This window comes from Pseudomonas sp. Irchel s3b2 (assembly GCF_900187445.1).
GTDB lineage: Bacteria > Pseudomonadota > Gammaproteobacteria > Pseudomonadales > Pseudomonadaceae > Aquipseudomonas.
Map to the genome: position 1 here is coordinate 404305 of NZ_FYEB01000002.1, position 23195 is coordinate 427499.

A 23195-nucleotide genomic window follows, 5' to 3' on the forward strand; every position below is an offset into this window, starting at 1 on the left:
TATCCAGGAATTGCGACCCATGACCGTGTTGAAGATGACCGACCTCGATCTGCAAGGTAAGCGCGTACTGATCCGCGAAGACCTCAACGTCCCAGTCAAGGACGGTGTTGTCACTAGCGATGCGCGAATCCTGGCTTCGCTGCCGACCATCAAGCTGGCTCTGGAAAAAGGCGCGGCCGTGATGGTCTGCTCGCACCTTGGCCGTCCGACCGAAGGCGAGTTCTCGGCCGAGAACAGCCTCAAGCCAGTCGCCGACTACTTGAGCAAGGCGCTGGGCCGCGAAGTGCCGCTGGTGTCCGATTACCTGGGCGGCGTCGACGTGAAAGCCGGCGACATCGTTCTGTTCGAAAACGTGCGCTTCAACAAGGGCGAGAAAAAGAACGCTGACGAACTGGCCAAGCAATACGCCGCCCTGTGCGACGTGTTTGTGATGGACGCCTTCGGCACCGCTCACCGCGCCGAGGGTTCGACCCATGGCGTGGCCAAGTTCGCCAAAGTCGCCGCTGCTGGCCCGTTGCTTGCTGCCGAATTGGACGCACTGGGCAAAGCACTGGGCGCCCCGGCTCAGCCAATGGCCGCTATCGTTGCCGGCTCCAAAGTGTCGACCAAACTCGACGTACTGAACAGCTTGAGCCAGATCTGCAACCAACTGATCGTCGGTGGCGGCATCGCCAACACCTTCCTGGCTGCTGCCGGTCACCCGGTCGGCAAATCCTTGTACGAACCGGACCTGCTGGACACCGCCCGTGAAATCGCCGCCAAGGTCAGCGTGCCATTGCCGGTGGACGTGGTGGTTGCCAAGGAATTCGCTGAAAGCGCCACCGCGACCGTCAAGCTGATTGCCGACGTGGCCGCAGACGACATGATCCTGGACATCGGCCCACAGACCGCGGCGAATTTCGCCGAGCTGCTGAAGTCGTCCAAGACCATTCTGTGGAACGGCCCGGTGGGCGTGTTTGAATTCGACCAGTTCGGTAACGGCACCAAAGTGCTGGCCCAGGCCATCGCTGAAAGCTCGGCGTTCTCCATCGCTGGCGGTGGCGATACCCTGGCGGCCATCGATAAATATGGCGTTGCCGAGCAGATCTCCTACATTTCTACCGGCGGCGGCGCGTTCCTCGAGTTCGTCGAAGGCAAAGTGCTGCCGGCCGTTGAAGTCCTGGAAAGCCGGGCCAAGGCCTGAGGCCGTCCATTTGGCCGGGCAAAGGAGTGTTTACATGGTCAAGACCTTAGCGCTGTTGATCGTCGCGGGTTCGCTGGCGGCTTGCGGGAGTAACCCGAAAGCCACGCCGGAACCCGAGCCGCGTGCGCCAGGAAAAGGCTGCTACCAGGCCGATTGGCAGGCGGAAACCAACCCGGTGATCAACAAGCGTTCCGGGCCGGATGGCCTGGACAAGTACGAGACACAAACCCCGGCCAAGGAACATGGTTGCCCTTGAGGGGTCTGACTCTTTACTCAAGGCAGGCGGCGTGCGCTGTCAGTCGAGGAACACGGATGAAACGCTTTATCGCCGTTGCGGCACTGGCATTGCTGGCAGGTTGCACCAATCTGAACCTGTTCAACGCTGCCGAGCCAGCGGACAGCTGGACCACCTGGACCACCTGGACCTGCGACAGTCAGGCCAAAGTGCTCTGGCGCTACACTGACATCAACCGCAAGGAAGTCGACGTTCGCCTGGGCGGTGCCGATCAGGTTTACCGCTTGAAGCTTGAACCGGGCGCCGAAGGTTCGCTGTACAGCAACGACATGCTGGCGTTTCACGTAAAAGGTGAGGAAGGCCTGGTGTACTGGGTCGCCACCAATGATTTGATCGGCCGCGGTTGTAAAACCGAGTAATTGAAGGCTTGCGCCAAACCTGTAGGAGCGAAGCTTGCTCGCGAAGAGGTCATCACATTCAACTAATGTGTTGTCAGTTAAACCGCTTTCGCGAGCAAGCTTCGCTCCTACAGGAAATCGACAGCTCGTAGAGATTGATGCAACACCGAATTCGCAGCCCGGGCCAACCCCCGATCTGCAATAACTTGAATAGCCGCCGCCGCTACGGCAGGCTGGCACGATTAACGACCCTCAACCGGGAGAGACACACACAATGGCACTTATCAGCATGCGCCAGATGCTGGACCACGCAGCCGAGTTCGGCTACGGCGTTCCAGCCTTCAACGTCAACAACCTTGAGCAGATGCGCGCCATCATGGAAGCCGCTGACAAGACTGACTCCCCGGTGATCGTCCAGGCTTCGGCCGGTGCTCGCAAATACGCCGGTGCACCGTTCCTGCGTCACCTGATCCTGGCGGCAATCGAAGAATTCCCGCACATCCCGGTGTGCATGCACCAGGACCACGGCACCAGCCCTGACGTCTGCCAGCGCTCGATCCAACTGGGCTTCAGCTCGGTAATGATGGACGGTTCCCTCGGCGAAGATGGTAAGACCCCGACTGACTACGACTACAACGTCCGCGTTACCCAACAAACCGTAGCCATGGCTCACGCCTGCGGCGTTTCGGTAGAAGGCGAGCTGGGTTGCCTGGGTTCGCTGGAAACCGGCATGGCCGGTGAAGAAGACGGCATCGGCGCCGAAGGCGTTCTGGATCACAGCCAAATGCTGACCGACCCGGAAGAAGCCGCTGACTTCGTCAAACGCACCCAAGTCGATGCCCTGGCCATCGCCATCGGCACCAGCCACGGAGCCTACAAGTTCACCAAGCCGCCTACCGGCGATGTGCTGGCCATCGACCGCATCAAAGAAATCCACAAACGCATTCCGAACACCCACTTGGTAATGCACGGTTCGTCTTCGGTTCCGCAAGAGTGGCTGGCGATCATCAACCAGTACGGCGGCGACATCAAAGAAACCTACGGCGTACCGGTTGAAGAAATCGTCGAAGGCATCAAGCACGGCGTGCGTAAGGTCAACATCGACACTGACCTGCGCCTGGCCTCCACCGGTGCGATGCGTCGCCTGATGGCTACCAACCCGAGCGAGTTCGATCCGCGTAAGTTCTTCGGTGCGACTGTGACGGCGATGCGTGATGTGTGTATTGCTCGCTATGAAGCGTTTGGTACTGCCGGTAATGCTTCGAAGATCAAGCCGATCTCGTTGGAAGCGATGTATCAGCGTTATCTGAAGGGTGAGTTGAACGCTAAGGTGAATTGAGCCTTTAGTGTTTGAGTGGCAATAAAAAACCCGCAGCGATGCGGGTTTTTTATGGGCGATGATTTTTTCTGTGAGCAGTGAATGGCTACGAGTTTTGCAGATGCCTGGATCGTTCTTTGCCCTGTAGCAGCTGCCGAGCCTGCGTGGCTGCGTTCGGCTGCGCAGCAGTCGCAAAATCAGACTCCGCGTTTTTTCAGCTAAAACGTATGCGCCGGACTGCGACCGCTTCGCGGCCGAACGCAGCCTCGGCAGCTGCTACAGAGGATCGAGTCGCCTTAGGTATCGTGATCGATATCCAGCTTGCTGAACGTCACTTCTCCGCCTTCACTGGTGTACCCGGTATTGTCCTGCACATAGACACCGGCCTTGAAGTACAGCGGTTTATCACGCCACATCGCGCTGATGTCGGTGTCCCACTGGTAACCCGCCGCGCTGATGCCCAATGCGCCGCCAGGGCTGAGGTGGATGAGGTAGGAAAATTCCCGATCGAGTTTCACGCCAGTGGCGATGGTGATGACCCGGGCGGTGTCGTCGTCGGGGTGCATGCGGACTTTGGCGACGATGTTTCCGGTTTCGCTGGAGTCCTTGTATTGATACTCGAGCTTCACCATGGGCTTCTGGCTTTTGTAGGCATGGATCTGACCAATGACGATCTTGCCCGTGCTGGGTACCTTGCTGACCGTAAGGGTCGCACGCAGAAAGTTATCTGCGTCGGGGTAGTACCAGTTTTTCAGCGTGCCATTGCTGTAGGTTTCGCGCAGTTCGGTGCGAGGGTAGATTGCGTTTTCAGTGCGGGTGCCGGTTACCGGGGTCCAGAAAAACAAGGTGCCGGTGTCGGAGTGGAAGTATTGATCCTTGAAGCCGTCTACCAGTTTGGTTGTTTCGACGGTATACGGCGGACTGCCGACAGGAACACTGAGGTTCCAGGTTGCGAGATCGATCATATTCAGCTTCCACGTTTTTTTTTTGCTGCACGCACGTGCCAGAAGCTCTAGCCCGCGCCTTCGGGGGGGACTTTATAAGCGTAGAAGACATCTTTGTTAATGCCCGTCTGGCAGATGGTTGACGCCAACATCCTGTCGAAATGCCATCTTTCCCGGTTTCCGTGGCCTGTAGGACTGACCGTTAGTCGGCTTCTGAAACTTTGCCTGGGTGATGGCACACTGGCAGCTTCTGCTTTCGTGGATCCGGGTCTAGAGTGAAGTCGCAATATGTGACCGGTTTTAACAAACGGCCGGCCTGACATCCCGAACAAGAGATGCAGCATGGAATGCGCACGACCTACGCCAGCTGAAGGCAACTCAATCCTTTTAGTTGTTGATGATTACCCCGAAAATCTGATCAGCATGCGCGCGTTGTTACAGCGCCAGGACTGGCAGGTCATTACCGCGGCTTCCGGTTTCGAAGCGCTCGGCTTGTTACTCGAGCACGATGTCGACCTGGTGCTGCTGGATGTGCAGATGCCCGGTATGGACGGTTTCGAAGTGGCGCGCTTGATGCGTGGCAGCCAGCGAACCCGCCTCACGCCAATCATTTTCCTTACCGCCAACGAACAATCCCAGGACGCCGTGATCAAGGGCTACGCCAGTGGCGCGGTGGATTACCTGTTCAAACCGTTCGACCCGCAAATCCTCAAACCCAAAGTCCAGGCCCTGCTCGAACACCAGCGTAATCGCCGCGCTCTGCAGCAGTTGAGTCATGACCTGGAAATCGCCCGTGCCTTCAATGCCTCGGTGCTGGATAACGCCGCCGAAGGCATTCTGGTGGTGGGCGAGAACGGGTTGATTCGCTTTGCCAACCCGGCGATGTCTCGCCTGCTCAATGCCACGGTGCACGAGCTGCAAGGCAAAGAGTTTCTCGATTTCCTGCAAAAACCGCACATCCCGATCTGGGCCGACTCCGAATTGTTTGCCGGCTACAAGCGCGGTGAAACCCTGCGCCTGCACGATGCGTTGCTGCGTACGGCGCCGGGCCAGCAAGTGCCGGTGGCGTTGTCCTGCGCGCCGTTACCCGCCGAACAACATGCCATGGTGGTGACGGTGCTTGATATGTCGGTGGTGCGCCATCTGCATCAGCAGCTTGAGTTCCAGGCGGTGACCGATCCGCTGACCGGGCTGCTCAATCGTCGGGGTTTCTACCAGACCGTTGAAAACTTGCTTCTGCGTGGCGAGCGCTCCGACAGTACGTGGGTGCTGTTGTACCTGGACCTCGACGGCTTCAAGCGGGTCAATGATTCCCTCGGCCACGATGCCGGCGACCGGGTACTGCGATGGGTGTCCGAGCAGCTGAAGGCGTGTCTGCGGCCCTTCGATATTCTGGCGCGGATGGGCGGCGATGAGTTTACCGCGCTGCTGGATCTTGAACTCCCCGAGCAGGCGGCGAAGATTGCCGAAAAGCTCATCGAGCGAGTGTCGATCTGTCAGCAAATCGAAGGCATGGACATTGCCTTGGGCGCCAGCATCGGCATTGCCACTTACCCCGATTGCGGGGCTAATCTCGACGGGTTGATGCGGGCGTCCGACATCGCCATGTACGAAGCCAAACGCGCCGGGCGTCAGCAATATCGTTTCTACGATCATGAAATGAACGGCCGGGCGCGCTCGCGGCTGATGCTCGAAGAAAGCGTGCGCACGGCCATCGAGAACCGTGATTTCAACCTGGTGTATCAGCCTCAGGTGGCCATTGCCGACGGGCAGATTCGCGGGTTCGAGGCGTTGCTGCGCTGGCAGCATCCGAGTGTCGGCGATGTGCCGCCGGGGCTGTTTTTGCCGTTGCTGGAAGAGGCGCGATTGATCAGTCGCCTGGGCAGCTGGATTTATCATCGCGGGGCCAAACAACGAAAAGCCTGGGAAACCTTGTTTGCCGAAGATCTGGTGCTGGGTGTCAGTTTGAGCAGCACGCAGTTCGGTTTGCCCAACCTGGTCACCGAGCTGCGTCAGGTGCTGGAGCGCCATGGTTTGAAGCCGCGGCAGCTGGAAGTCGAGGTCACGGAAGAGGCCTTGATGCTTAACGCCGATGAAACCCGCAAGCAGCTGCGTTTGCTGCGCAATTTGGGAGTGCGGGTGGCACTGGATGATTTTGGCTCCGGGGCTTGTTCGCTGGCGCACTTGCGAGACCTGGAACTGGACACGCTCAAACTCGACCGGCATTTGATCGCTCGGTTGCCAGGGTCCGAAAGGGATGCGGCGCTGGCGCGCAGTGTCATCGATTTGTGCAAGCAGTTCGGTCTGCTGGTCATCGCCGAAGGGGTGGAGACGGTGGCGCAATATGAATGGCTGCAAGCCAACGGTTGCCAGTATGTGCAGGGGTTTCTGGTCGCGCGGCCGTTGATGGCCGAAGACACCCGTCACTTTGTTGAACCGTTCGACTGGAGCGCGCTGACGAGTTGAATTCGTTACACTGGCGACCTTTTCGTGACTCGTGTTGCCGCCCCAATGACCGCGTTGAAATACCTCCAGGCCTATCCCGCTACATTGCAGGACCAGGTGCGCCAGCTGATCGCCGAAGGTCGGCTGGGCGATTACCTGAACCAGCGGTATCCGGAAAAGCACGGGGTGCAGAGCGACAAGGCGCTATACACCTATGCCCTGGACCTCAAGCAGGAATACCTGCGTAACGCCCCGGCCATCGACAAGGTGTTGTTCGATAACCGTCTGGACCTGACTCACCGCGCGCTCGGCCTGCACACCACGATCTCGCGGGTGCAGGGCGGCAAGCTCAAGGCCAAGAAAGAAATTCGTGTCGCCTCGCTGTTCAAGGAAGCGCCTTCCGAGTTTCTGAAAATGATCGTGGTGCATGAGTTGGCGCACTTCAAGGAGTCGGATCACAACAAGGCGTTCTACAAGCTGTGCGAACACATGTTGCCGGGGTATCACCAGGTGGAGTTCGATCTGCGGGTGTACCTGACTTGGCGGGATATGCACTGAAGGATCAAGTGATCGGGGATATTCAGATGGATGTAAGCAAGACCAAGAGCAGCTTCTACCGCCGACTATACGTGGCGTACCTGATCGACAGCGGGCTGGCCAGCAGCGTCCCGGCGCTGACCGAAGTCACCGGCATGCCCCGGCGCACGGCCCAGGACACCATTTCGGCATTGGCGGATCTGGATATCGTTTGTGAATTCGAACAGGAAGAAGGTGCGCGCAACCATGCGGGGTGCTATCGGATTCGCGAGTGGGGGGCGATTGATCGGGAGTGGATCGAGCGTAATCTGCGGCAGATCAAAGCGGTGCTGGAATATCCCTGAATTCCTGCAGTGACAGGGCTGACGCCTTCGCGGGCAAGCCTCGCTCCTACAGGATTTGTGTCCAGCCGCAATCGCGTGAACCAACACAACCCCCGTAGGAGCTAGGCTTGCCCGCGATGAGGCCTTCAAGAACGACGCATCCCGATATGCGGAATGTCATCCTCCAGATATTCCTCACCCACCACCACAAACCCGTACCGCCCGTAATACCCCTGCAAATGCGCCTGGGCCGAGAGGTAGATCGGCACTTCAGGCCAGCGTTTGGCGGCCTGTTTCAACGCCTGGCTCATCATTTCATGCCCAAGCCCGGTGCCGCGTGCAGCGGGAGCAATGATCACTCGGCCTATCACCACGTCGCCGCCCTGTAACTCCGGGTCGAGCAATCGCAGGTAAGCCACCAGCCTATCCCCGTCCCAGCCCATCAAATGGCAGGTGTCACCTTCCAGGTCCTGGCCATCGATGTCCTGATAAAGGCATTTCTGCTCGACGACGAACACCTCGGCGCGCAACTGCAAAATGGCATACAGCTGCTCTTTACCCAGATCGCTGTGATGTTTGCAGACCCAATCGATTGTCATCTTCAGACTCCTTGAACAACGTTGCTCCGATACTAAGCGTCCTGACGCGGGATGTCTTGATGGCAGAGAAATCTGTGACAAAGGCCAAAATGCCATCATTCATTTCTCGCGAGATTGTCTTCTTTGTGTAATCTGCGTGAAGTCTGTGCAGCGGTCAAAACGAACTAATGTCAGGACCTGGTTTTCGCCGGAAAAGGGCCCTGGAGTTTTACTGAAAAACACACCGGCAGTTCGCCCTCCTGAGGATTTTTCTGGCATGCCGCGATTGCATCGAGCGTTTGCTTTGATTGGATTGCTGTTGCTGACACAGAGCGTGGCGGCGCAAAAGTTGCGTCTGGTCGCCGATGCCTGGCCCCCCTTTACTGACGCCACCCTGGTCAAGGGGGGGTTAGCCACCGACATCGTCAGTACCGCGCTGGCCCGGGCCGGTTATGCCAGCGATTTTGAGCAGGTGCCATGGGCGCGGGCCTTGTTTGGAATAGGCGAGGGGCGTTATGACGTGTTGGTTAACGCCTGGTACACCGACGAGCGCACGAAACTGGGGCAGTTTTCCGGTGAGTACCTGCTCAATCGTGTGCGCTTTCTCAAGCGCAAGGACACGCCGATCGAATTCAGCAACCTGCAACAACTGCACACTTACCCGATAGCGGTGGTTCGCGGTTATGCCTATTCGCAAGCATTCGATGACGATATGTCGTTGCAGAAAGTCCCGGTGCATAACTTTGCCATGGCCGTGCGGATGGTTGCGGCCGACCGGGTCAAACTGACTCTGGAAGACGAGTTCGTCGCCCGCTATTACCTCGCTCGGGAGTCATCCAAGGTACGCAACGCCGTGGAGTTTTTGCCCAAGCCGTTGAGCGAGAATAGCCTGCATATTCTGGTGAGCCTGAAGAACCCGCAGCATGAACAGATCGTCGCCGGCTTCGACCGTGAAATTGCGGCGATGAAGGCCGATGGGAGTTATGAGAAATTGCTCAAGCAGCATGGGATGTGATCTGAAAGGCTTGCGGTGTCTGAACTGACGCCTTCGCGGGCAAGCCTCGCTCCTACAGATTTAGTGTCGGGCACAAATCCCGTGGCCGACATTGAATCTGTAGGAGCGAGGCTTGCCCGCGAAGAGGCCGGCCCAGTCGCTACAAATCTCAGGCTTCGCTAGTGTCTTTAATGAGATGCGCCGCCAGCGTCCGCAACGGCCCCAGTTGCCGACAGATCAACGCCAGTTGCGTCTGCACCAACCGCTGGCCTTCATCGATCTCATCCGGCATCTGCTCAAGCCCATTGGCCAGGGCCTCTTCCTCATCACTCTGAATAGCAATCGGCTGTTTGCTCGCCAGGCCTTGAGCGATTTCGTCAAGGCTGGCAGCCAGGTTCACGCCGGCGCTGTCGATCAAATGCTCGCGCACGTCCGACGGTAGTTGGGTTTCGCGGTGTGCCCCCAGCCCCGACAAATAGCTGAGCAAAGTGTGTGACAGCACCAGGAAACGGAAACCAACATCGGCTTCCTTACGAAAATGCCCCGGCTCCATCAGCATGTTGGCCAGCGTTGTCGACAACGCGGCATCGGCGTTGTGCGCGTTGCGTCGGGCCAGGCGATAAGCCAGGTCGTCACTTTTACCGGCGGCGTATTGCTGCATGATCTGGCGCAGGTAAATGCTGTTGCAGGTCAGGGTGTTGGCCAGCACTTTGTTCAGGCGTCGACCCTGCCAGTCCGGCAAAAACAGGAATACCGCCAGACCGGCGATCAGACTACCGAGCAAGGTATCGAACAGTCGTGGCAGAAGCAGCCCATAACCGTCGCCCACCTGGTTGAAGCAGAACAGCACCAGAAGCGTGATCGCGGCAGTCGCCAGAGTGTAGCGAGTGGTGCGGTTGGTAAAGAACACCACCCCGGCAAGGATGGCGAAGCTCGACTGCACCAGCGGGTTTGGAAACAGATCGAACAACGCCCAGGCCACGGTCAGGCCGATGGCGGTGCCGATGATCCGCTGCCCGAGTTTGCGGCGAGTGGCGCCGTAGTTCGGCTGGCAGACAAACAGCGTGGTGAGGATGATCCAGTAACCTTGCGACGGGTGGATCAAATGCACCATGCCGTAGCCGATGCTCAACGCAAGGGGCAGGCGCAGGGCATGGCGGAACAGTAACGAGGTCGGCGTCAGCTGCGTGCGCAAGCGTATCCAGACGTCTTTGAGGCTACGCGGTGAACGGTCCAGCAGGCTGCTGTCGGAGGCGTCTGCCAGCGTATCGGGGTTGCTGGCGTCGCTGAGCAATCGGTCGAGAGTGCCGAGGTTGGCAGCCAGCGCTCGCAACGAACGCAACAGACCGCGCCAGGCCGGATTGCTCTGGATGCGCAGGTGTTCGAGGGATGCATGCAGGTCGCTCAGGGCCCCGGCGAAGCTTGCGTCATAGGTAAACGGCTGGCGCATCTGGATCGATTCGGCCAGCGCGCGGCAGGCCTTGCCTTGCTGGCGCAGCAGGCGCTGACAGCGGAACAGCACGTCGCTGTGGAAGAACGCTTCGGCCAGCGCGTTATAGGGGTAGTGTGAGGAACTGGCGCGCTCGTGGATGTCCTGGGCGAGGAAGTACAGCTTCAGATAACGGCTGACTTTTACGCCCGGCCGACCGTCGCCGACCCGATGCAGAATGATTTCCTTGGCGGCGTTCAAGGCCGCCACCACCCGACCGTTCTGCTGTGCCAGTTCCAGCCGCTGTGCTTCCACGTCCATCTGCCGGATCGGTTCGAACAGCGACGATTTGAGTTTCAGGTAATATCCCAGTTCGCGGAACAACCGCGCCAGGCTTTGCTGTACCGGTTGGTTGGAAAACATTGCCTGCCACAGCACCGAGAGCAAGCCATACCACGCCGCACCGGCCACCAGCAGCACCGGCTCGTGCCAGAAATCAGTGACCGCGCCGCCGCGCTGGTCCACGCCGATCATTGTGTAGACCGACAGAATCAGCGTCGCCGAAGCAATCGCGCCGTAACGTTCGCCCAGCGCGCCGAGCATGGTCAGGCAAAAGCTGGCCAGTGCAAAGGCGATGATAAAGAGGATGGGATAGGGGAAGAGCAGCTCGACGGACAGGGCGGCGACCATAAAACACACTAGCGTCACTGCGAGTGCGTTGAGGCGCCCCTGCCAACTGTCGTCGGTTTCAGCCAGGGCGCTGGCGATGATCCCCAGGAACAACGGGATCAGCAGCCCCATCTCGTCCAGGTACCAACACAGCGCCATGGTGCCGGTCAGGGCGATGAATACCCGCACGCTGTAACTGAATTTATCCAGCGCCCAGAGGCGGCGCAGAGATTGCCGAAATGTGGTCGATGACATGAAGTGCGAAGGCCTTCCGAGGCAATGACGCTAAATTGAGCCACTAATGACGCCGACGCAATGGCGCCGATCACATCTGACAGCAAAATCTGTTCCTTCCTCGTTCTGTGTTGCCTGTCAGGACGCCTTCGCGGGCAAGCCTCGCTCCTGGTCCACAGTATTATTCGCGAACACCGGGAACCTGTAGGAGCGAGGCTTGCCCGCGAAGAACGATAACGCGGTCGATCAGACGTACTGCGCGGCGGCGTAACCGGAAGCCCAGGCCCACTGGAAATTGAAACCACCGAGATGCCCGGTGACGTCGAGCACCTCGCCGATGAAATACAGGCCAGGGCTTTTCAGCGATTCCATGGTCTTGGACGACACCTCGCGCGTATCTACACCGCCGAGGGTCACTTCCGCAGTGCGGTAGCCTTCAGTGCCGGCCGGCACGACTTTCCAGCTCGCCAGTTTTTCGGCGATGTCCGCCAGTTCGGCGTGGGTGTACTGCTTCATCGGTTTGGAGACGAACCAGTTGTCCGCCAACAGATTGGCCATCTTCTTGGTGAAGATTTCACCGAGCAAGGTTTTCAACTCGCTATTCGGGCGTTCGGCCTGCTGCTGTTGCAGCCAGTTCGGCACGTCGTGATCCGGCATCAGGTTGATTTCCACCGTGTCGCCGGATTCCCAGAACGACGAAATCTGCAAGATCGCCGGTCCGCTGAGGCCGCGGTGGGTAAACAGGATGTTCTCGCGGAAACTCTGGTCGTTGCAGCTCACCAGGCAGTCCACCGACGTACCGGACAGCTCGGTGCAAAGCTCCTTGAGCTGATCGGTGATGGTGAGCGGCACGAGACCGGCGCGGGTCGGCAGCAGGTCGTGGCCGAATTGCTTGGCTACCTGATAGCCGAAACCGGTGGCGCCGAGGGTCGGAATCGACAGGCCGCCGGTGGCGATTACCAGCGATTCGCAGGTGATTTGCCCCAGCGTCGTGTCCAGCAGGTAACCGCTTTCGAGTTTTTCGATCGTCTGGATCGAGGTGTCCAGGTGCAGGCTGACGCCGACTTGATCGCACTCGTTGAGCAGCATTTCGAGGATGTCGCTGGATTTGTTATCGCAGAACAACTGGCCGAGTTTCTTCTCGTGGTACGGCACGCCGTGCTTGGCGACCATGCCAATGAAATCCCACTGGGTGTATCGCGCCAGCGCGGATTTGCAGAAGTGGGCGTTCTGCGACAGGAAGTTGCTCGGCTCGGTGTACATGTTGGTGAAATTGCAGCGGCCGCCGCCCGACATGAGGATTTTCTTGCCGGCCTTGTTCGCGTGATCAAGCAACATCACTTTGCGCCCGCGCCCGGCGGCGGTCAGCGCACACATCAACCCTGCGGCGCCAGCGCCAATGATCACGACTTCGGTAGAGCGCAAAACAGTGTCCTCACACAAATCTCAGGGCTAACCCAGACCCTGTAGGAGCGAGGCTTGCCCGCGAAGAACGATTACACGGTGAATCAGGTAGACCGAGTTATCGTTCTTCGCGGGCAAGCCTCGCTCCTACGGGGCGGTGGTGTTCTTACAGGATGCGCACGCGCAACGAGCGGCCTTTGATCTTGCCGTCGTTCAAGCGCTGCAAGGCTTGCTTGGCGATCCCGCGTTCCACGGCCACGTAAGCCTGGAAGTCGAAAATCGCAATCTTGCCGACCTGAGCGCCCGGAATGCCGGCATCGCCGGTCAGTGCGCCGAGAATGTCGCCCGGGCGAACCTTGTCTTTACGACCGGCGCCAATGCACAGCGTGCTCATCACCGGCAATAGCGGACCACCGCCCTGGGACGTGAGGCTGTCCAGCTGATCCCAGCTCAACGGCGACTTCTGCAACTGCTCGATGGCCTGGGCGCGGTGCGCTTCGGACGGTGCAACCAGACTGATCGCGATGCCTTTCTCACCGGCGCGACCGGTACGGCCAACACGGTGAATGTGAATTTCCGAATCACGGGCCAGTTCGACGTTGATCACCATGTCCAGCGCATCGATGTCCAGGCCGCGAGCGGCGACATCGGTGGCGACCAATACCGAAGTACTGCGGTTGGCGAACATGGCCAATACCTGGTCGCGGTCACGCTGTTCCAGATCGCCGTGCAGGCCGACCGCAGAAATGCCTTTAGCGGTCAGATGATCGACGGTTTCCTGAACCTGCTGCTTGGTGAAGCAGAACGCTACGCAAGACGCTGGACGGAAGTGGCCGAGCACCTTGGTCACAGCGCTCATGCGCTCTTCCGGGGAGATCTCGTAGAAGCGTTGTTCGATCTGCGTATCGTCGTGGAAAGCCTCGGCTTTCACCTGCTGCGGGTTGCGCATGAACTTCGACGCCAGCTGCTTGATACCCACCGGGTAAGTGGCGGAAAACAGCAGGGTCTGGCGACGCTCCGGAGCCTGCATGATGATTTCTTCGATGGAATCGTAGAAACCCATGTCGAGCATGCGGTCGGCTTCGTCGAGGATCAGGGTGTTCAGGCCATGAAGCACCAGCGAACCCTTGCGCAGGTGCTGCTGGATACGCCCCGGGGTGCCGACGATGATATGCGCGCCGTGCTCCAGCGAGCCGATCTGCGGGCCGAAGGACACGCCGCCACACAGGGTCAGCACCTTGATGTTGTCTTCGGCACGGGCCAGACGACGGATTTCCTTGGCGACCTGGTCAGCCAACTCGCGAGTCGGGCAAATGACCAGGGCCTGGCAACCGAAGTAGCGCGGATTGATCGGGTTCAACAGGCCGATACCGAAGGCGGCGGTCTTGCCGCTGCCGGTCTTGGCCTGGGCGATCAGGTCCATCCCCTTGAGGATCACCGGCAAGCTTTGCGCCTGGATCGGCGTCATCTGGGCATAACCGAGGGAGTCGAGGTTAGCCAGCATGGCGGCGGACAGCGGCAAAGTATTAAAAGCGGTGGCGATGGTGGTCACGGGACTGGCCTGCAAAACAAAATGTCGCGCAGTGTATCAGTCTCGGGCTCTCCACCTGCAAATTCTGGACGAATAGCGTGTAGCAGCTGCCGAGGCACGAGGCTGCGTTGCGTGTCCGCAGGACCGCCCCCGGGGGCCGCTGAGCAGCCCAACGCAGCCTCGTGCCTCGGCAGCTGCTACAAGTCAGTGCTCTATGTCGTGCTCGCGGCTGACCATCCGTCGGCCATCCTTGGGTGAAAGTTGCGAGAAGATCGTTGCAGCCAGCATCGCCATGATTCCGACTGTCACAAACGTCAGCTGGAACGCGCCCAGGACCGTGTCTACGCCGTCATTGCCGATCTCCGCCGTGAAGCCGCCGAGCAGGGCGCCGGCGCAGGCCACACCGAGGCTCAAGGACAATTGCGCGACCACCGACAGCAAACTGTTGCCGCTGCTAGCGCTGGCGTCGTCGAGATCGATCAGGGTGACGGTGTTCATCGCGGTGAACTGCAAGGAGTTGATCGCCCCCAGAACCGCCAACTGAGCCAGCAGCAGCCAATACGGCGTCTGCTCGCTGACCAGGCCCATGCTTGCCAGCATGATCCCCAGAGCCAATGTGTTGCCGGTCAGCACGGTGCGGTAGCCGAAACGTTCGATCAACGGCCGCGCCACCGACTTCGCAACCATCGCCGCCGCCGCCAGGGGCAGCATGCTCATCCCGGCCTGTGACGGCGAGTAACCCAGCGCCACTTGCAACAGCAATGGCACCAGAAATGGCAATGCGCCGCTGCCGAGGCGAGCGAACAGGTTGCCGAGGATGCCCACGGCGAAGGTTCGGGTCTTGAACAGCGATGGCGCAAACAGCGGATTGTCGATGTGCCCGGCCCTCAGCCAATACGCCGCCAGACACGCCATGCCGCCAAACAGCAGCAACATCACCCGCAAGTGTGGCATGTGCAGTTCGCCGAGGCCTTCCATGGCGATGGTGATCAATACCATCGCCGCGCCGAACAGCAAAAAGCCCAGGCTATCGAAGCGGGTGCGCTCACTGCCGCGCAGGTCGGGAATGAATTTCCATACCGCGTAGCAACCGAGGACACCCACCGGCAGGTTGATCAGGAAGATCCAGTGCCAGGTCAGGTATTGCACCATCCAGCCGCCCATGGTCGGGCCGATCAGCGGGCCGAGCAGGCCGGGAATGGTAATGAACCCCATGATCCGCACCAGCTCCGAACGCGGATACGCGCGCAGCACCACCAATCGTCCGACCGGCAGCATTAAGGCACCGCCCAGTCCCTGGATCACCCGGGCGCCGATGAGCATGCTCAAGGTGTTGGACAAGGCGCAGAGCAATGAGCCGAAGCTGAACAGGAGGATCGCGCCGAAGAAGATTTTCCGGGTGCCGAAGCGGTCGGCGATCCAGCCAGAGGCGGGGATCAACAAGGCGACGGTGAGCATGTAGGCGATGATCACGCCCTGCATGCGCAGCGGGTCTTCGGCCAAGTCCCGGGCCATGGCGGGCAGGGCGGTGTTGAGGATCGTCCCGTCGAGGGACTGCATGAAGAAGGCAATGGCCACAACCCACGGTACCCAGCGGGCGGTGACAGCGTCGAGAGGTGGGCGGTTGGGCATGGGACCTCTTGTTGGCGGAGATGATCGTTCCCACGCTCCGCGTGGAAATGCATCCTGTGACGCTCTGCGTCACGCCTGCAATGGGACGCGGAGCGTCCCGGGCGGCGTTCCCACGCAGAGCGTGGGAACGATCTGTGTCAGAGCGTCAACGTCAGTCGACTGACGAGCGCGCCCGGCAATAACGCCGAAGCAGTCGCCCGCTGACTATAGGTGCTGGCCGATAACATCAGCTCGCGTTCCTCGGTCAACGCTTCCAGCTGTGAACCAAGCAGGCTGTAGACGCTGTCATCGAAACGCATGGTGCTGACCGGTGCCTGAATCTCGCCGTTCTCGACCCAGAAGGTCGCAAACCGGGTCATGCCGGTCAGGCGCGCCGCCGGTTGGTCGGAGTAGTTCAGGTACCACAGGTTGCTGATGTAGAGCCCGGTGCCGAGGCGCTTGAGGATGTCTGCCTGCTCCAGGTTGCCGCCTTTCATGACCAGCGCCGTCGGGTATTCATGGCTGCTGGCGCCATTGGCAGTGAGGTCGTATTCGGCGGCGCTACGGGAATTGATCAGTCGGGCATTGGCCATGCCTTTGGCGATCAACCCCAGATCATCGCGAGGATAACCTTCGTCGGAAAACGCCGGGCTCAAGGAGCCGCTGACCTGCTCACTCAACCATACGTTGGGGCTGAAGCAGGCTTCGCTGGCGTAGAACTTCTGCAACGGGCTCTGTTTACTGGCAATCGCCTGCGCCGAAAACCCGCCCCAGCTGAGCATGCCCATGATTTCTTCCAGCGCTGCCGGCGCCAGGTAGGCGCGGTACTCGCCGGGCGCCAACGTGCGCAACGGCCGCCCGAGGAATGCCAATTGCTCGCGGGCCTGCTGGAAGCGCCTGGCAAACCCTTCGCTGTTCCAGTCGTGCCCGGCGTAGCTGGCTTTCACTGCCTGACCGTTTTCATGGAACAGGCTGAAGTCGAAGTTGAAACTGTTGGCCTGATGCCAGCCGAACGCGCCCGCTGAACTGGCAAAACCACGGCTGATGGGACCTGCGGCATAGAAACCGACCAGGTCCAGCCCCTCGGCAGCCTGGGTGATTTCAGCAACCACTTGCTCGGTGTCCGGCAGCGGATGCTCCTGCACGTTGTTGTTTTGCCAGTCGTTCTGGTTAAGCAGCAGATACGGATCCTGAGGCAACAGTGGCAGGGTTTCGCGCAACTGTTGCAGACCTTCGGCCAGACGCTGAAGGTCGATTTCGGCGTCGCCCGACAGGGTGATATTCAGATCCGCATGACGACCATCGTTAATCAGTTTGAACCTGACACTCGCCTGCTGCACCTGCCCGGCTTGACGAACCTTGGCGTGGTTGAAGCGCACGAAGGCTGACGACTCGGCGGCGTAGCTGAGGGTGAATTGCTCCGGCGTGCGCAGTGCATCGCGCAGCCAATTGACCAGGTCCTTGAATGACTCGGCCTGGCTATTTGAAGTGCTCGTGGAAGTACTCATCAGGCGTCTCCTCCAAACACATCAACATTGCTGAACACACAGGCCGGCGACGCATGGCCGACGCGGATCACCTGGTTCGGTTCGCCCTTGCCGCAGTTCGGCGTGCCTAGCACTTTGACGGTGTTGGCATCGCCGACAGCGCTGAGGCTTTTCCAGAATTGTGCGGAAATCGCCCGGTAATTCGGGTTCTTCACCACGCCCTTGAGTTCGCCGTTTTCGATCAACTGGCCCCATTCGCAACCGAACTGGAACTTGTTGCGCGCATCGTCGATGGACCACGAACGGTTGGTGCTCATCAAAATGCCGTGCTCGATATTGCCGATCATCTGCTCCAGCGGTTGATCGCCTGGCTCGATATTGAGATTGGCCATACGGTCGATCGGCGGACGGTTCCAGCCGCAGGCGCGGCTGTTGGCAACGCCATCCATGCCGGCGCGAAATTGCGAGAGTGCGCCGCCCAATGGCCGCAGCAGTAAACCTTCCTTGATCAGAAATTGCTTGCTGGCGGCGCTGCCGTCGTCGTCATGCCCATAGCTGGCGAGCTGTTCGGGGATGTCCGGATCGAACGTCACGTTGAGCAGTTCGGAGCCGTATTGCAGGCTGCCGAAGTCTTCTGCCTTGACGAAACTGGTGCCGGCGTAATTGCGCTCATCGCCCAGGATGCGGTCCAGCTCCAGCGGGTGGCCGATGGACTCGTGGATCTGCAGCATCATTTGGTCGGGCATCAGCAACAGATCGCGCGGGCCTTGCGGAGTGTTCGGCGCCAGCAACAATTGCAATGCCTGATCGGCGATTTTCGGGCCGGCACCGACCAAGCCGCAACGGCGGATCACATCAAAGCCACCCTGCTGGCCGAAATTCTCGCGGCCCAGAGTGCGAGTCTGGCTGTCGCTGCCGTCGTAGGCAGTGACGTCCATGCTCGGGTAAACGAAACGCTGGGTCTGACGCAATTCGGCGCCGGCGCTGTTGAGGTAGATTTGCTCGACGTTGGTGATGCCGATGCTCGCCTGCCAGTTCACCAGCCGCTCGTCCTTGGGCACGGCGGCGGATTCGGCGCCGAGCAATTGGTAGCAATCGCTCAGGGACGGAAAGGGCTGGTCGAAGTCGGGCGAGAAATAGTCGGCGCGGTCGCTGGAGACGGCTTGCTCGCGCAGGTCGAGGAGGGCGTGAGGCTTGAGTCGACGGGCTTGTTGCTCGGCTTTCTCCAGCGCGGCTTGCAGGCCGGATTGGGACAGGTCGTTGGTGGCGGCATAGGCTTCGACGCCGTTGACCCGAACGGTCAGCATCGCACCTTCGTCGCGGCTCAGGCTCGGCGGTTCGGCGACGTTCTTGCGCACCGACAGGTACTGGCCGGACTCGCGCACATAACGCAGCGAAAAGAATTCAGCGCCCGTGCGCAACGCAGCGAAGCGCTGCTTGAGCTGGGGGTGGAAATCGAACATTCGGGAACCTCCTTGGTATGGAGTTGCGATGTATCGGTATTGCGAGGGGGTGAAGTGTTTGCGTGGCGCTAGATTAGGCTTGGGCGGGGGGTAGATCAAGGGCGGAGCAGAGTCGGAGGGATTACCTGGGTGGGTCAGGATATTGTGTGTTGGTTGGTCGGGCCCCTTCGCGGGCAAGGCTCGCTCCTACAGAGGGGATGCGATTCCCTGTAGGGGCGGGCTTGCCCGCGATAGGTGCGCCTCGGTGTAACGGTCTTACTGCGTCGTCAGGCTCACATCCCGCAACGGCTTGCCACGCACCGGTGCATCACCGGCCACGTAATAGGCAGCCTTGCTACGTGGCAATGGCTTGCGACCGCGGATCTTGTCGGCGATTTTCTCGGCCATCATGATCGTTGGCGCGTTCAGGTTGCCGGTGGTGATGATCGGCATGATCGAGGCATCGACCACGCGCAGGGCTTGCATGCCATGCACACGACCTTCGCCATCGACCACGGCCATTTCGTCGGTGCCCATCTTGCACGAGCAGGACGGGTGGAACGCGGTTTCGGCGTGCTCGCGGATGAACTTGTCCAGCTGTTCATCGGTTTGCACGTCGATGCCCGGGCTGATTTCCCGACCACGGAAGGCGTCCAGCGCTGGCTGTTGCATGATTTCACGGGTCAGGCGGATGCCGTCGCGGAATTCCTGCCAGTCCTGCTCGGTGGCCATGTAGTTGAAGAGGATGCTCGGGTATTGGCGCGGGTCCTTGGACTTGGCCTGGATGCGACCGCGGCTCGGGGAACGCATCGAGCCCATGTGCGCCTGGAAGCCGTGTTCTTTCACACCGTTGCTGCCGTTGTAGTTAATCGCTACCGGCAGGAAGTGGTACTGAATGTTCGGCCATTCGAAGTCCGGACGGGTGCGAATGAAACCACCGGCCTCGAACTGGTTGCTGGCGCCGATACCGGTGCCGTTGAACAGCCACTCGGCACCGATGGCCGGTTGGTTGTGCAGCAGCAGCGAAGGGTACAGCGAGACCGGTTGGGTGCAGGCGTATTGCAGGTACAGCTCGAGGTGATCCTGCAGGTTTTCGCCGACGCCCGGCAGGTCGTGGACCACCGGAATGTCGAGTTTCTTCAGCAATTCCGCCGGGCCAACGCCGGAGCGTTGCAGGATCTGCGGCGAGGCGATCGCGCCGGAGCACAGCAGCACTTCCTTGCGGGCGCGGGCTTCAACACGCTCTTCAGCGGCGCCGATCAGGTAACGCACGCCGATCGCACGCTTGCCTTCGAACAGGATCTTGTCGGTCAGGGCGTGGGTGACGATGGTCAGGGTCGAGCGCTTCTTGGCGACGTCCAGGTAACCGCGCGCGGTGCTGGCGCGACGGCCGTTCGGCGTCACGGTGCGGTCCATTGGGCCGAAGCCTTCTTGCTGATAGCCGTTCAGGTCTTCGGTGCGCGGGTAACCGGCTTGCACGCCTGCTTCAACCATCGCGTGGAACAGCGGGTTGTTGCCGGCTTTCGGCGTGGTCACGCTGACCGGACCGTCGCCACCGTGGTAGTCGTTCGGGCCGATGTCACGGGTTTCCGCCTTGCGGAAATACGGCAGGCAGTCGAGGTAGGTCCAGTCTTCCAGGCCGGGAAGTTTGGCCCAGCCGTCGTAGTCCATCGCGTTGCCGCGGATATAGCACATGCCGTTGATCAGCGACGAGCCACCGAGGCCCTTGCCGCGACCGCATTCCATCCGGCGGCCGTCCATGTGTGGCTCTGGATCGGTTTCATACGCCCAGTTGTAGCGACGACCTTGCAGCGGGAACGCCAGGGCGGCCGGCATTTGTGTGCGGAAGTCGAGACGGTAATCCGGGCCGCCCGCTTCGAGCAGCAGAACGGTGACGCCTTCGTCTTCAGTCAGACGGGTCGCCAGGGTGTTACCGGCCGAGCCGGCACCGATGATGATGTAGTCGAATTCTTGGGACATTGAATGCACCCTCTTTGAAGTTGGTCAGGTCTGGCCTGGAGAGTGCTGCGCACTCATTCGCGGGCAAGCCTCGCTCCTACAGGATCGAGGTTTACCGCAGGTTTTGTGTACGACGCAAAACCTGTAGGAGCGAGGCTTGCCCGCGAAGACGGCTTCGCGAGCAATACAAAACCCGGGTCTTAGAACACCGAGGCGTAATCGCCCAACTCGACCTGTACCGATTTGATGCGGGTGAAGTTGTTCAGCGAGCTGATGCCGTTCTCACGGCCAACACCCGACTGCTTGTAGCCGCCGACCGGCATCTTGGCGTCGGACTCGCCCCAGGCGTTGATCCAGCAGATACCGGCTTCCAGTTGATGGATCACACGGTGAGCGCGGTTCAGGTCCTTGGTGACAACGCCAGCCGCCAAACCGAACTCGGTGTCGTTGGCGCGACGGATCACTTCTTCTTCGGTTTCGTAAGCCAGGATGCTCATCACCGGGCCGAAGATTTCTTCGCGAACGATGGTCATCTCGTCGGTGCAATCGGTGAACACGGTCGGTGCCACGAACGCGCCTTTGGCGAATTCGCCGTCGGTCAGACGATCGCCGCCGCACAGCAGGCGAGCGCCTTCTTCCTTACCTTTGGCGATGTAACCCAGCACGCTTTCCATGTGGGCGAAGCTGACCAGAGGACCGAAGTTGGTGTTTTCGTCTTGCGGGTTGCCGACGCGAATGCGTGCAACGCGCTCAACGATCTTGGCTTCGAAAGCTGCTTTCAGGTGGCTCGGGACGAACACGCGAGTGCCGTTGGTGCAGACCTGACCGGAGCTGTAGAAGTTGGCCATCATCGCGGTGTCGGCGGCGCGATCCAGGTCGGCGTCGTCGAAAATGATCAGCGGGGATTTGCCGCCCAGTTCCATGGTCACGTCTTTCAGGGACGAGGCGGAAGCGCTGGCCATGACCTTCTTGCCGGTGTCGGTGCCGCCGGTGAAGGAGATTTTTTCGATGCGTGGGTGTTCGGTCAGCCAGGTGCCGACTTCACGGCCACTGCCGGTCAGAACGTTGAACACGCCAGCCGGAACGCCAGCTTCGGTGTAGATCTCGGCCAGTTTCAGGGTGGTCAAAGAAGTGACTTCGCTTGGCTTGAAGATCATCGCGTTACCGGCCGCCAGGGCAGGTGCGGATTTCCACAAAGCGATCTGGATCGGATAGTTCCAGGCGCCGATACCGGCCACGACGCCCAGCGGCTCGCGACGGGTGTAAATGAAAGACGTGGTGCGCAGCGGAATCTGCTCGCCTTCGATGGCTGGCACCAGACCTGCGTAGTACTCCAGCACGTCAGCGCCGGTGACGATGTCGACGTAACGGGTTTCGGAGTACGCCTTGCCGGTGTCCAGGGTTTCCAGGGCGGCCAGTTCATCGTTGCGCTCGCGCAGGATGTCAACGGCGCGACGCAGGATGCGCGAACGCTCCATGGCGGTCATCGCGGCCCAGATTTTCTGACCCTTTTCGGCGCTGACCACAGCGCGCTCAACGTCTTCCTTGGTCGCACGCTGTACGGTTGCGAGGACTTCACCGTTAGCCGGGTTGATGGCTTCGAAGGTGGCGTCGCTGCTGGCGTCACTGTAGCCGCCATCGATGTAGAGTTTTTGCAGTTCGAAACGGGCCATAAAGTCCTCGCAAGTGCATAAGTGGTTGGCGTTGACCACCGGGCGTGCCGTATAGCATTGGCATCGCGGTCGGTAGCGGTTCAGGGGCTGAGCGGTTTTATGTGTGCTCTAACTCACCTGTTTGGCCAGTTGAAAATCCATGTATTCGTAAGCGATCTGGTGCGCCTGCCCGGTGTCGAAAGCATCTCCCGACAGCGCGCCGCGCAACCACAAACCGTCAATGAGGGCTGCCAGGCCGCGGGCGGCGGTGCGCGCATCATCGAGCGGCAACACACGGCGGAACTGGCAGCACAGGTTGGAATACAGACGGTGATCGTTGATCCGCTGCAACCTGTGCAATGACGGGTGGTGCATGCTGGCGGCCCAGAAGGCCAGCCAGGTTTTCATTGCCGGGACATTGACTTGGCTGGCGTCGAAGTTGCCTTCGATAATCACCTGGAGGTGAGCCCGTGGGCTGGTGTCCTCCAGCGCCTGACGGCGCGCGGTGACGTTCTCGCTGAGGACACTCATCAGATACTGCGCCGTGGCGGCGATCAGGCCGTTCTTGTCCTGAAAGTAGTGACTGATGATGCCATTCGAGACACCGGCCAAACGGGCGATCAGCGCAATGCTGGCGTCCCCCATGCCGACTTGATCGACAGCCTGCAACGTGGCTTCGATCAATTGCTGACGGCGGATGGGTTGCATACCGACCTTGGGCATCTTGCACATCTCCTTAGGCCTTCCGGTGGACGAAAAACGGCTACCGGATCGAGGGCCAGTCTATTTTGTTTTGATTGAACGTTCAATCAACAAAGAATA

19 protein-coding genes are annotated in these 23195 nt (G+C 60.0%); 8 read left to right on the plus strand and 11 right to left on the minus strand.

The window, feature by feature from the left end; genetic code table 11:
- Positions 1-19: 19 nt before the first annotated feature.
- The 4 genes from CKW20_RS08720 (at position 20) to fba (ending at position 3155) form a co-directional block, all read left to right on the plus strand.
- Positions 20-1183: a phosphoglycerate kinase gene (locus CKW20_RS08720; RefSeq protein WP_007894933.1), complete on the plus strand. Its 1164-nt coding sequence runs from the start codon at positions 20-22 to the stop codon at positions 1181-1183.
- Positions 1184-1217: 34 nt separating this feature from the next.
- Positions 1218-1439, plus strand: a complete 222-nt coding sequence (locus CKW20_RS08725; protein WP_095052566.1) for a hypothetical protein — start codon at positions 1218-1220, stop codon at positions 1437-1439.
- 56 nt (positions 1440-1495) lie between these two features.
- The gene (locus CKW20_RS08730) at positions 1496-1837 is read left to right on the plus strand and encodes an MliC family protein (protein WP_095052567.1); all 342 of its coding nucleotides are present in this window, start codon (positions 1496-1498) and stop codon (positions 1835-1837) included.
- 253 nt (positions 1838-2090) lie between these two features.
- Positions 2091-3155, plus strand: a complete 1065-nt coding sequence (gene fba / locus CKW20_RS08735; protein ID WP_008081027.1) for a class II fructose-bisphosphate aldolase — start codon at positions 2091-2093, stop codon at positions 3153-3155.
- Positions 3156-3430: 275 nt separating this feature from the next.
- On the opposite strand, the gene CKW20_RS08740 is transcribed toward fba, so the two are convergent.
- Positions 3431-4099 (minus strand): polysaccharide lyase family 7 protein, encoded by a 669-nt coding sequence (locus CKW20_RS08740; RefSeq protein ID WP_095052568.1) that lies wholly within the window; start codon positions 4097-4099, stop codon positions 3431-3433.
- Positions 4100-4420: 321 nt separating this feature from the next.
- On the opposite strand from CKW20_RS08740, the gene CKW20_RS08745 reads away from it, so the two are divergent.
- From CKW20_RS08745 to CKW20_RS08755, 3 genes are read left to right on the plus strand one after another with little or no spacing between them, the layout of a single operon-like run.
- Positions 4421-6544, plus strand: a complete 2124-nt coding sequence (locus CKW20_RS08745) for a bifunctional diguanylate cyclase/phosphodiesterase (protein WP_095052569.1) — start codon at positions 4421-4423, stop codon at positions 6542-6544.
- A gap of 45 nt (positions 6545-6589) precedes the next feature.
- A complete protein-coding gene (locus tag CKW20_RS08750) occupies positions 6590-7081 on the plus strand; it encodes a M48 family metallopeptidase (protein WP_095052570.1) in 492 nt (163 codons plus the stop codon).
- Between the two features lie 26 nt (positions 7082-7107).
- Positions 7108-7404 (plus strand): helix-turn-helix domain-containing protein, encoded by a 297-nt coding sequence (locus tag CKW20_RS08755; RefSeq protein ID WP_095052571.1) that lies wholly within the window; start codon positions 7108-7110, stop codon positions 7402-7404.
- Positions 7405-7529: 125 nt separating this feature from the next.
- On the opposite strand, the gene CKW20_RS08760 is transcribed toward CKW20_RS08755, so the two are convergent.
- Entirely contained in the window at positions 7530-7982 is a 453-nt protein-coding gene (locus CKW20_RS08760; protein WP_095052572.1) for a GNAT family N-acetyltransferase, read from the minus strand.
- A gap of 256 nt (positions 7983-8238) precedes the next feature.
- Between CKW20_RS08760 and CKW20_RS08765 the strand changes: the two genes are divergently transcribed.
- Positions 8239-8976, plus strand: a complete 738-nt coding sequence (locus CKW20_RS08765; protein WP_095052573.1) for an ABC transporter substrate-binding protein — start codon at positions 8239-8241, stop codon at positions 8974-8976.
- A 148-nt stretch (positions 8977-9124) separates the two neighbouring features.
- On the opposite strand, the gene yccS is transcribed toward CKW20_RS08765, so the two are convergent.
- From yccS to betI, 9 genes are all read right to left on the minus strand, one after another.
- The gene (gene yccS / locus CKW20_RS08770; protein WP_095052574.1) at positions 9125-11308 is read right to left on the minus strand and encodes a YccS family putative transporter; all 2184 of its coding nucleotides are present in this window, start codon (positions 11306-11308) and stop codon (positions 9125-9127) included.
- A gap of 225 nt (positions 11309-11533) precedes the next feature.
- Positions 11534-12712: an NAD(P)/FAD-dependent oxidoreductase gene (locus tag CKW20_RS08775; RefSeq protein WP_095052575.1), complete on the minus strand. Its 1179-nt coding sequence runs from the start codon at positions 12710-12712 to the stop codon at positions 11534-11536.
- A gap of 145 nt (positions 12713-12857) precedes the next feature.
- Positions 12858-14195: an ATP-dependent RNA helicase DbpA gene (gene dbpA / locus CKW20_RS08780; protein WP_256585014.1), complete on the minus strand. Its 1338-nt coding sequence runs from the start codon at positions 14193-14195 to the stop codon at positions 12858-12860.
- Positions 14196-14426: 231 nt separating this feature from the next.
- The gene (gene mdtD, locus CKW20_RS08785; RefSeq protein ID WP_095052576.1) at positions 14427-15854 is read right to left on the minus strand and encodes a multidrug transporter subunit MdtD; all 1428 of its coding nucleotides are present in this window, start codon (positions 15852-15854) and stop codon (positions 14427-14429) included.
- Between the two features lie 137 nt (positions 15855-15991).
- On the minus strand, positions 15992-17341 hold the full coding sequence (locus CKW20_RS08790) for a TldD/PmbA family protein (RefSeq protein WP_095052577.1): 1350 nt from the start codon (positions 17339-17341) through the stop codon (positions 15992-15994).
- Entirely contained in the window at positions 17341-18783 is a 1443-nt protein-coding gene (locus CKW20_RS08795; RefSeq protein WP_095052578.1) for a TldD/PmbA family protein, read from the minus strand. Before CKW20_RS08795 ends, CKW20_RS08790 begins: the two co-directional genes overlap by 1 nt.
- A gap of 255 nt (positions 18784-19038) precedes the next feature.
- On the minus strand, positions 19039-20742 hold the full coding sequence (gene betA, locus CKW20_RS08800; protein WP_095052579.1) for a choline dehydrogenase: 1704 nt from the start codon (positions 20740-20742) through the stop codon (positions 19039-19041).
- Positions 20743-20921: 179 nt separating this feature from the next.
- Positions 20922-22394: a betaine-aldehyde dehydrogenase gene (betB, locus tag CKW20_RS08805; protein ID WP_095052580.1), complete on the minus strand. Its 1473-nt coding sequence runs from the start codon at positions 22392-22394 to the stop codon at positions 20922-20924.
- A 108-nt stretch (positions 22395-22502) separates the two neighbouring features.
- The gene (gene betI, locus CKW20_RS08810) at positions 22503-23096 is read right to left on the minus strand and encodes a transcriptional regulator BetI (RefSeq protein ID WP_095052581.1); all 594 of its coding nucleotides are present in this window, start codon (positions 23094-23096) and stop codon (positions 22503-22505) included.
- Between the last annotated feature and the right edge of the window lie 99 nt (positions 23097-23195).

Excerpts from the sequence above, each read along its gene's own strand:
- CKW20_RS08765 (WP_095052573.1), top strand. The coding sequence starts at position 8,239 with ATGCCGCGATTGCATCGAGCGTTTGCTTTGATTGGATTGCTGTTGCTG.
- CKW20_RS08760 (WP_095052572.1), bottom strand. The coding sequence starts at position 7,982 with ATGACAATCGATTGGGTCTGCAAACATCACAGCGATCTGGGTAAAGAG.
- betA (WP_095052579.1), bottom strand. The coding sequence starts at position 20,742 with ATGTCCCAAGAATTCGACTACATCATCATCGGTGCCGGCTCGGCCGGT.
- CKW20_RS08755 (WP_095052571.1), top strand. The coding sequence starts at position 7,108 with ATGGATGTAAGCAAGACCAAGAGCAGCTTCTACCGCCGACTATACGTG.
- CKW20_RS08725 (WP_095052566.1), top strand. The coding sequence starts at position 1,218 with ATGGTCAAGACCTTAGCGCTGTTGATCGTCGCGGGTTCGCTGGCGGCT.
- CKW20_RS08745 (WP_095052569.1), top strand. The coding sequence starts at position 4,421 with ATGGAATGCGCACGACCTACGCCAGCTGAAGGCAACTCAATCCTTTTA.
- CKW20_RS08740 (WP_095052568.1), bottom strand. The coding sequence starts at position 4,099 with ATGATCGATCTCGCAACCTGGAACCTCAGTGTTCCTGTCGGCAGTCCG.
- CKW20_RS08720 (WP_007894933.1), top strand. The coding sequence starts at position 20 with ATGACCGTGTTGAAGATGACCGACCTCGATCTGCAAGGTAAGCGCGTA.
- betI (WP_095052581.1), bottom strand. The coding sequence starts at position 23,096 with ATGCCCAAGGTCGGTATGCAACCCATCCGCCGTCAGCAATTGATCGAA.
- CKW20_RS08750 (WP_095052570.1), top strand. The coding sequence starts at position 6,590 with ATGACCGCGTTGAAATACCTCCAGGCCTATCCCGCTACATTGCAGGAC.
- fba (WP_008081027.1), top strand. The coding sequence starts at position 2,091 with ATGGCACTTATCAGCATGCGCCAGATGCTGGACCACGCAGCCGAGTTC.
- yccS (WP_095052574.1), bottom strand. The coding sequence starts at position 11,308 with ATGTCATCGACCACATTTCGGCAATCTCTGCGCCGCCTCTGGGCGCTG.
- mdtD (WP_095052576.1), bottom strand. The coding sequence starts at position 15,854 with ATGCCCAACCGCCCACCTCTCGACGCTGTCACCGCCCGCTGGGTACCG.
- dbpA (WP_256585014.1), bottom strand. The coding sequence starts at position 14,195 with ATGCTGGCTAACCTCGACTCCCTCGGTTATGCCCAGATGACGCCGATC.
- betB (WP_095052580.1), bottom strand. The coding sequence starts at position 22,394 with ATGGCCCGTTTCGAACTGCAAAAACTCTACATCGATGGCGGCTACAGT.
- CKW20_RS08795 (WP_095052578.1), bottom strand. The coding sequence starts at position 18,783 with ATGTTCGATTTCCACCCCCAGCTCAAGCAGCGCTTCGCTGCGTTGCGC.
- CKW20_RS08790 (WP_095052577.1), bottom strand. The coding sequence starts at position 17,341 with ATGAGTACTTCCACGAGCACTTCAAATAGCCAGGCCGAGTCATTCAAG.
- CKW20_RS08730 (WP_095052567.1), top strand. The coding sequence starts at position 1,496 with ATGAAACGCTTTATCGCCGTTGCGGCACTGGCATTGCTGGCAGGTTGC.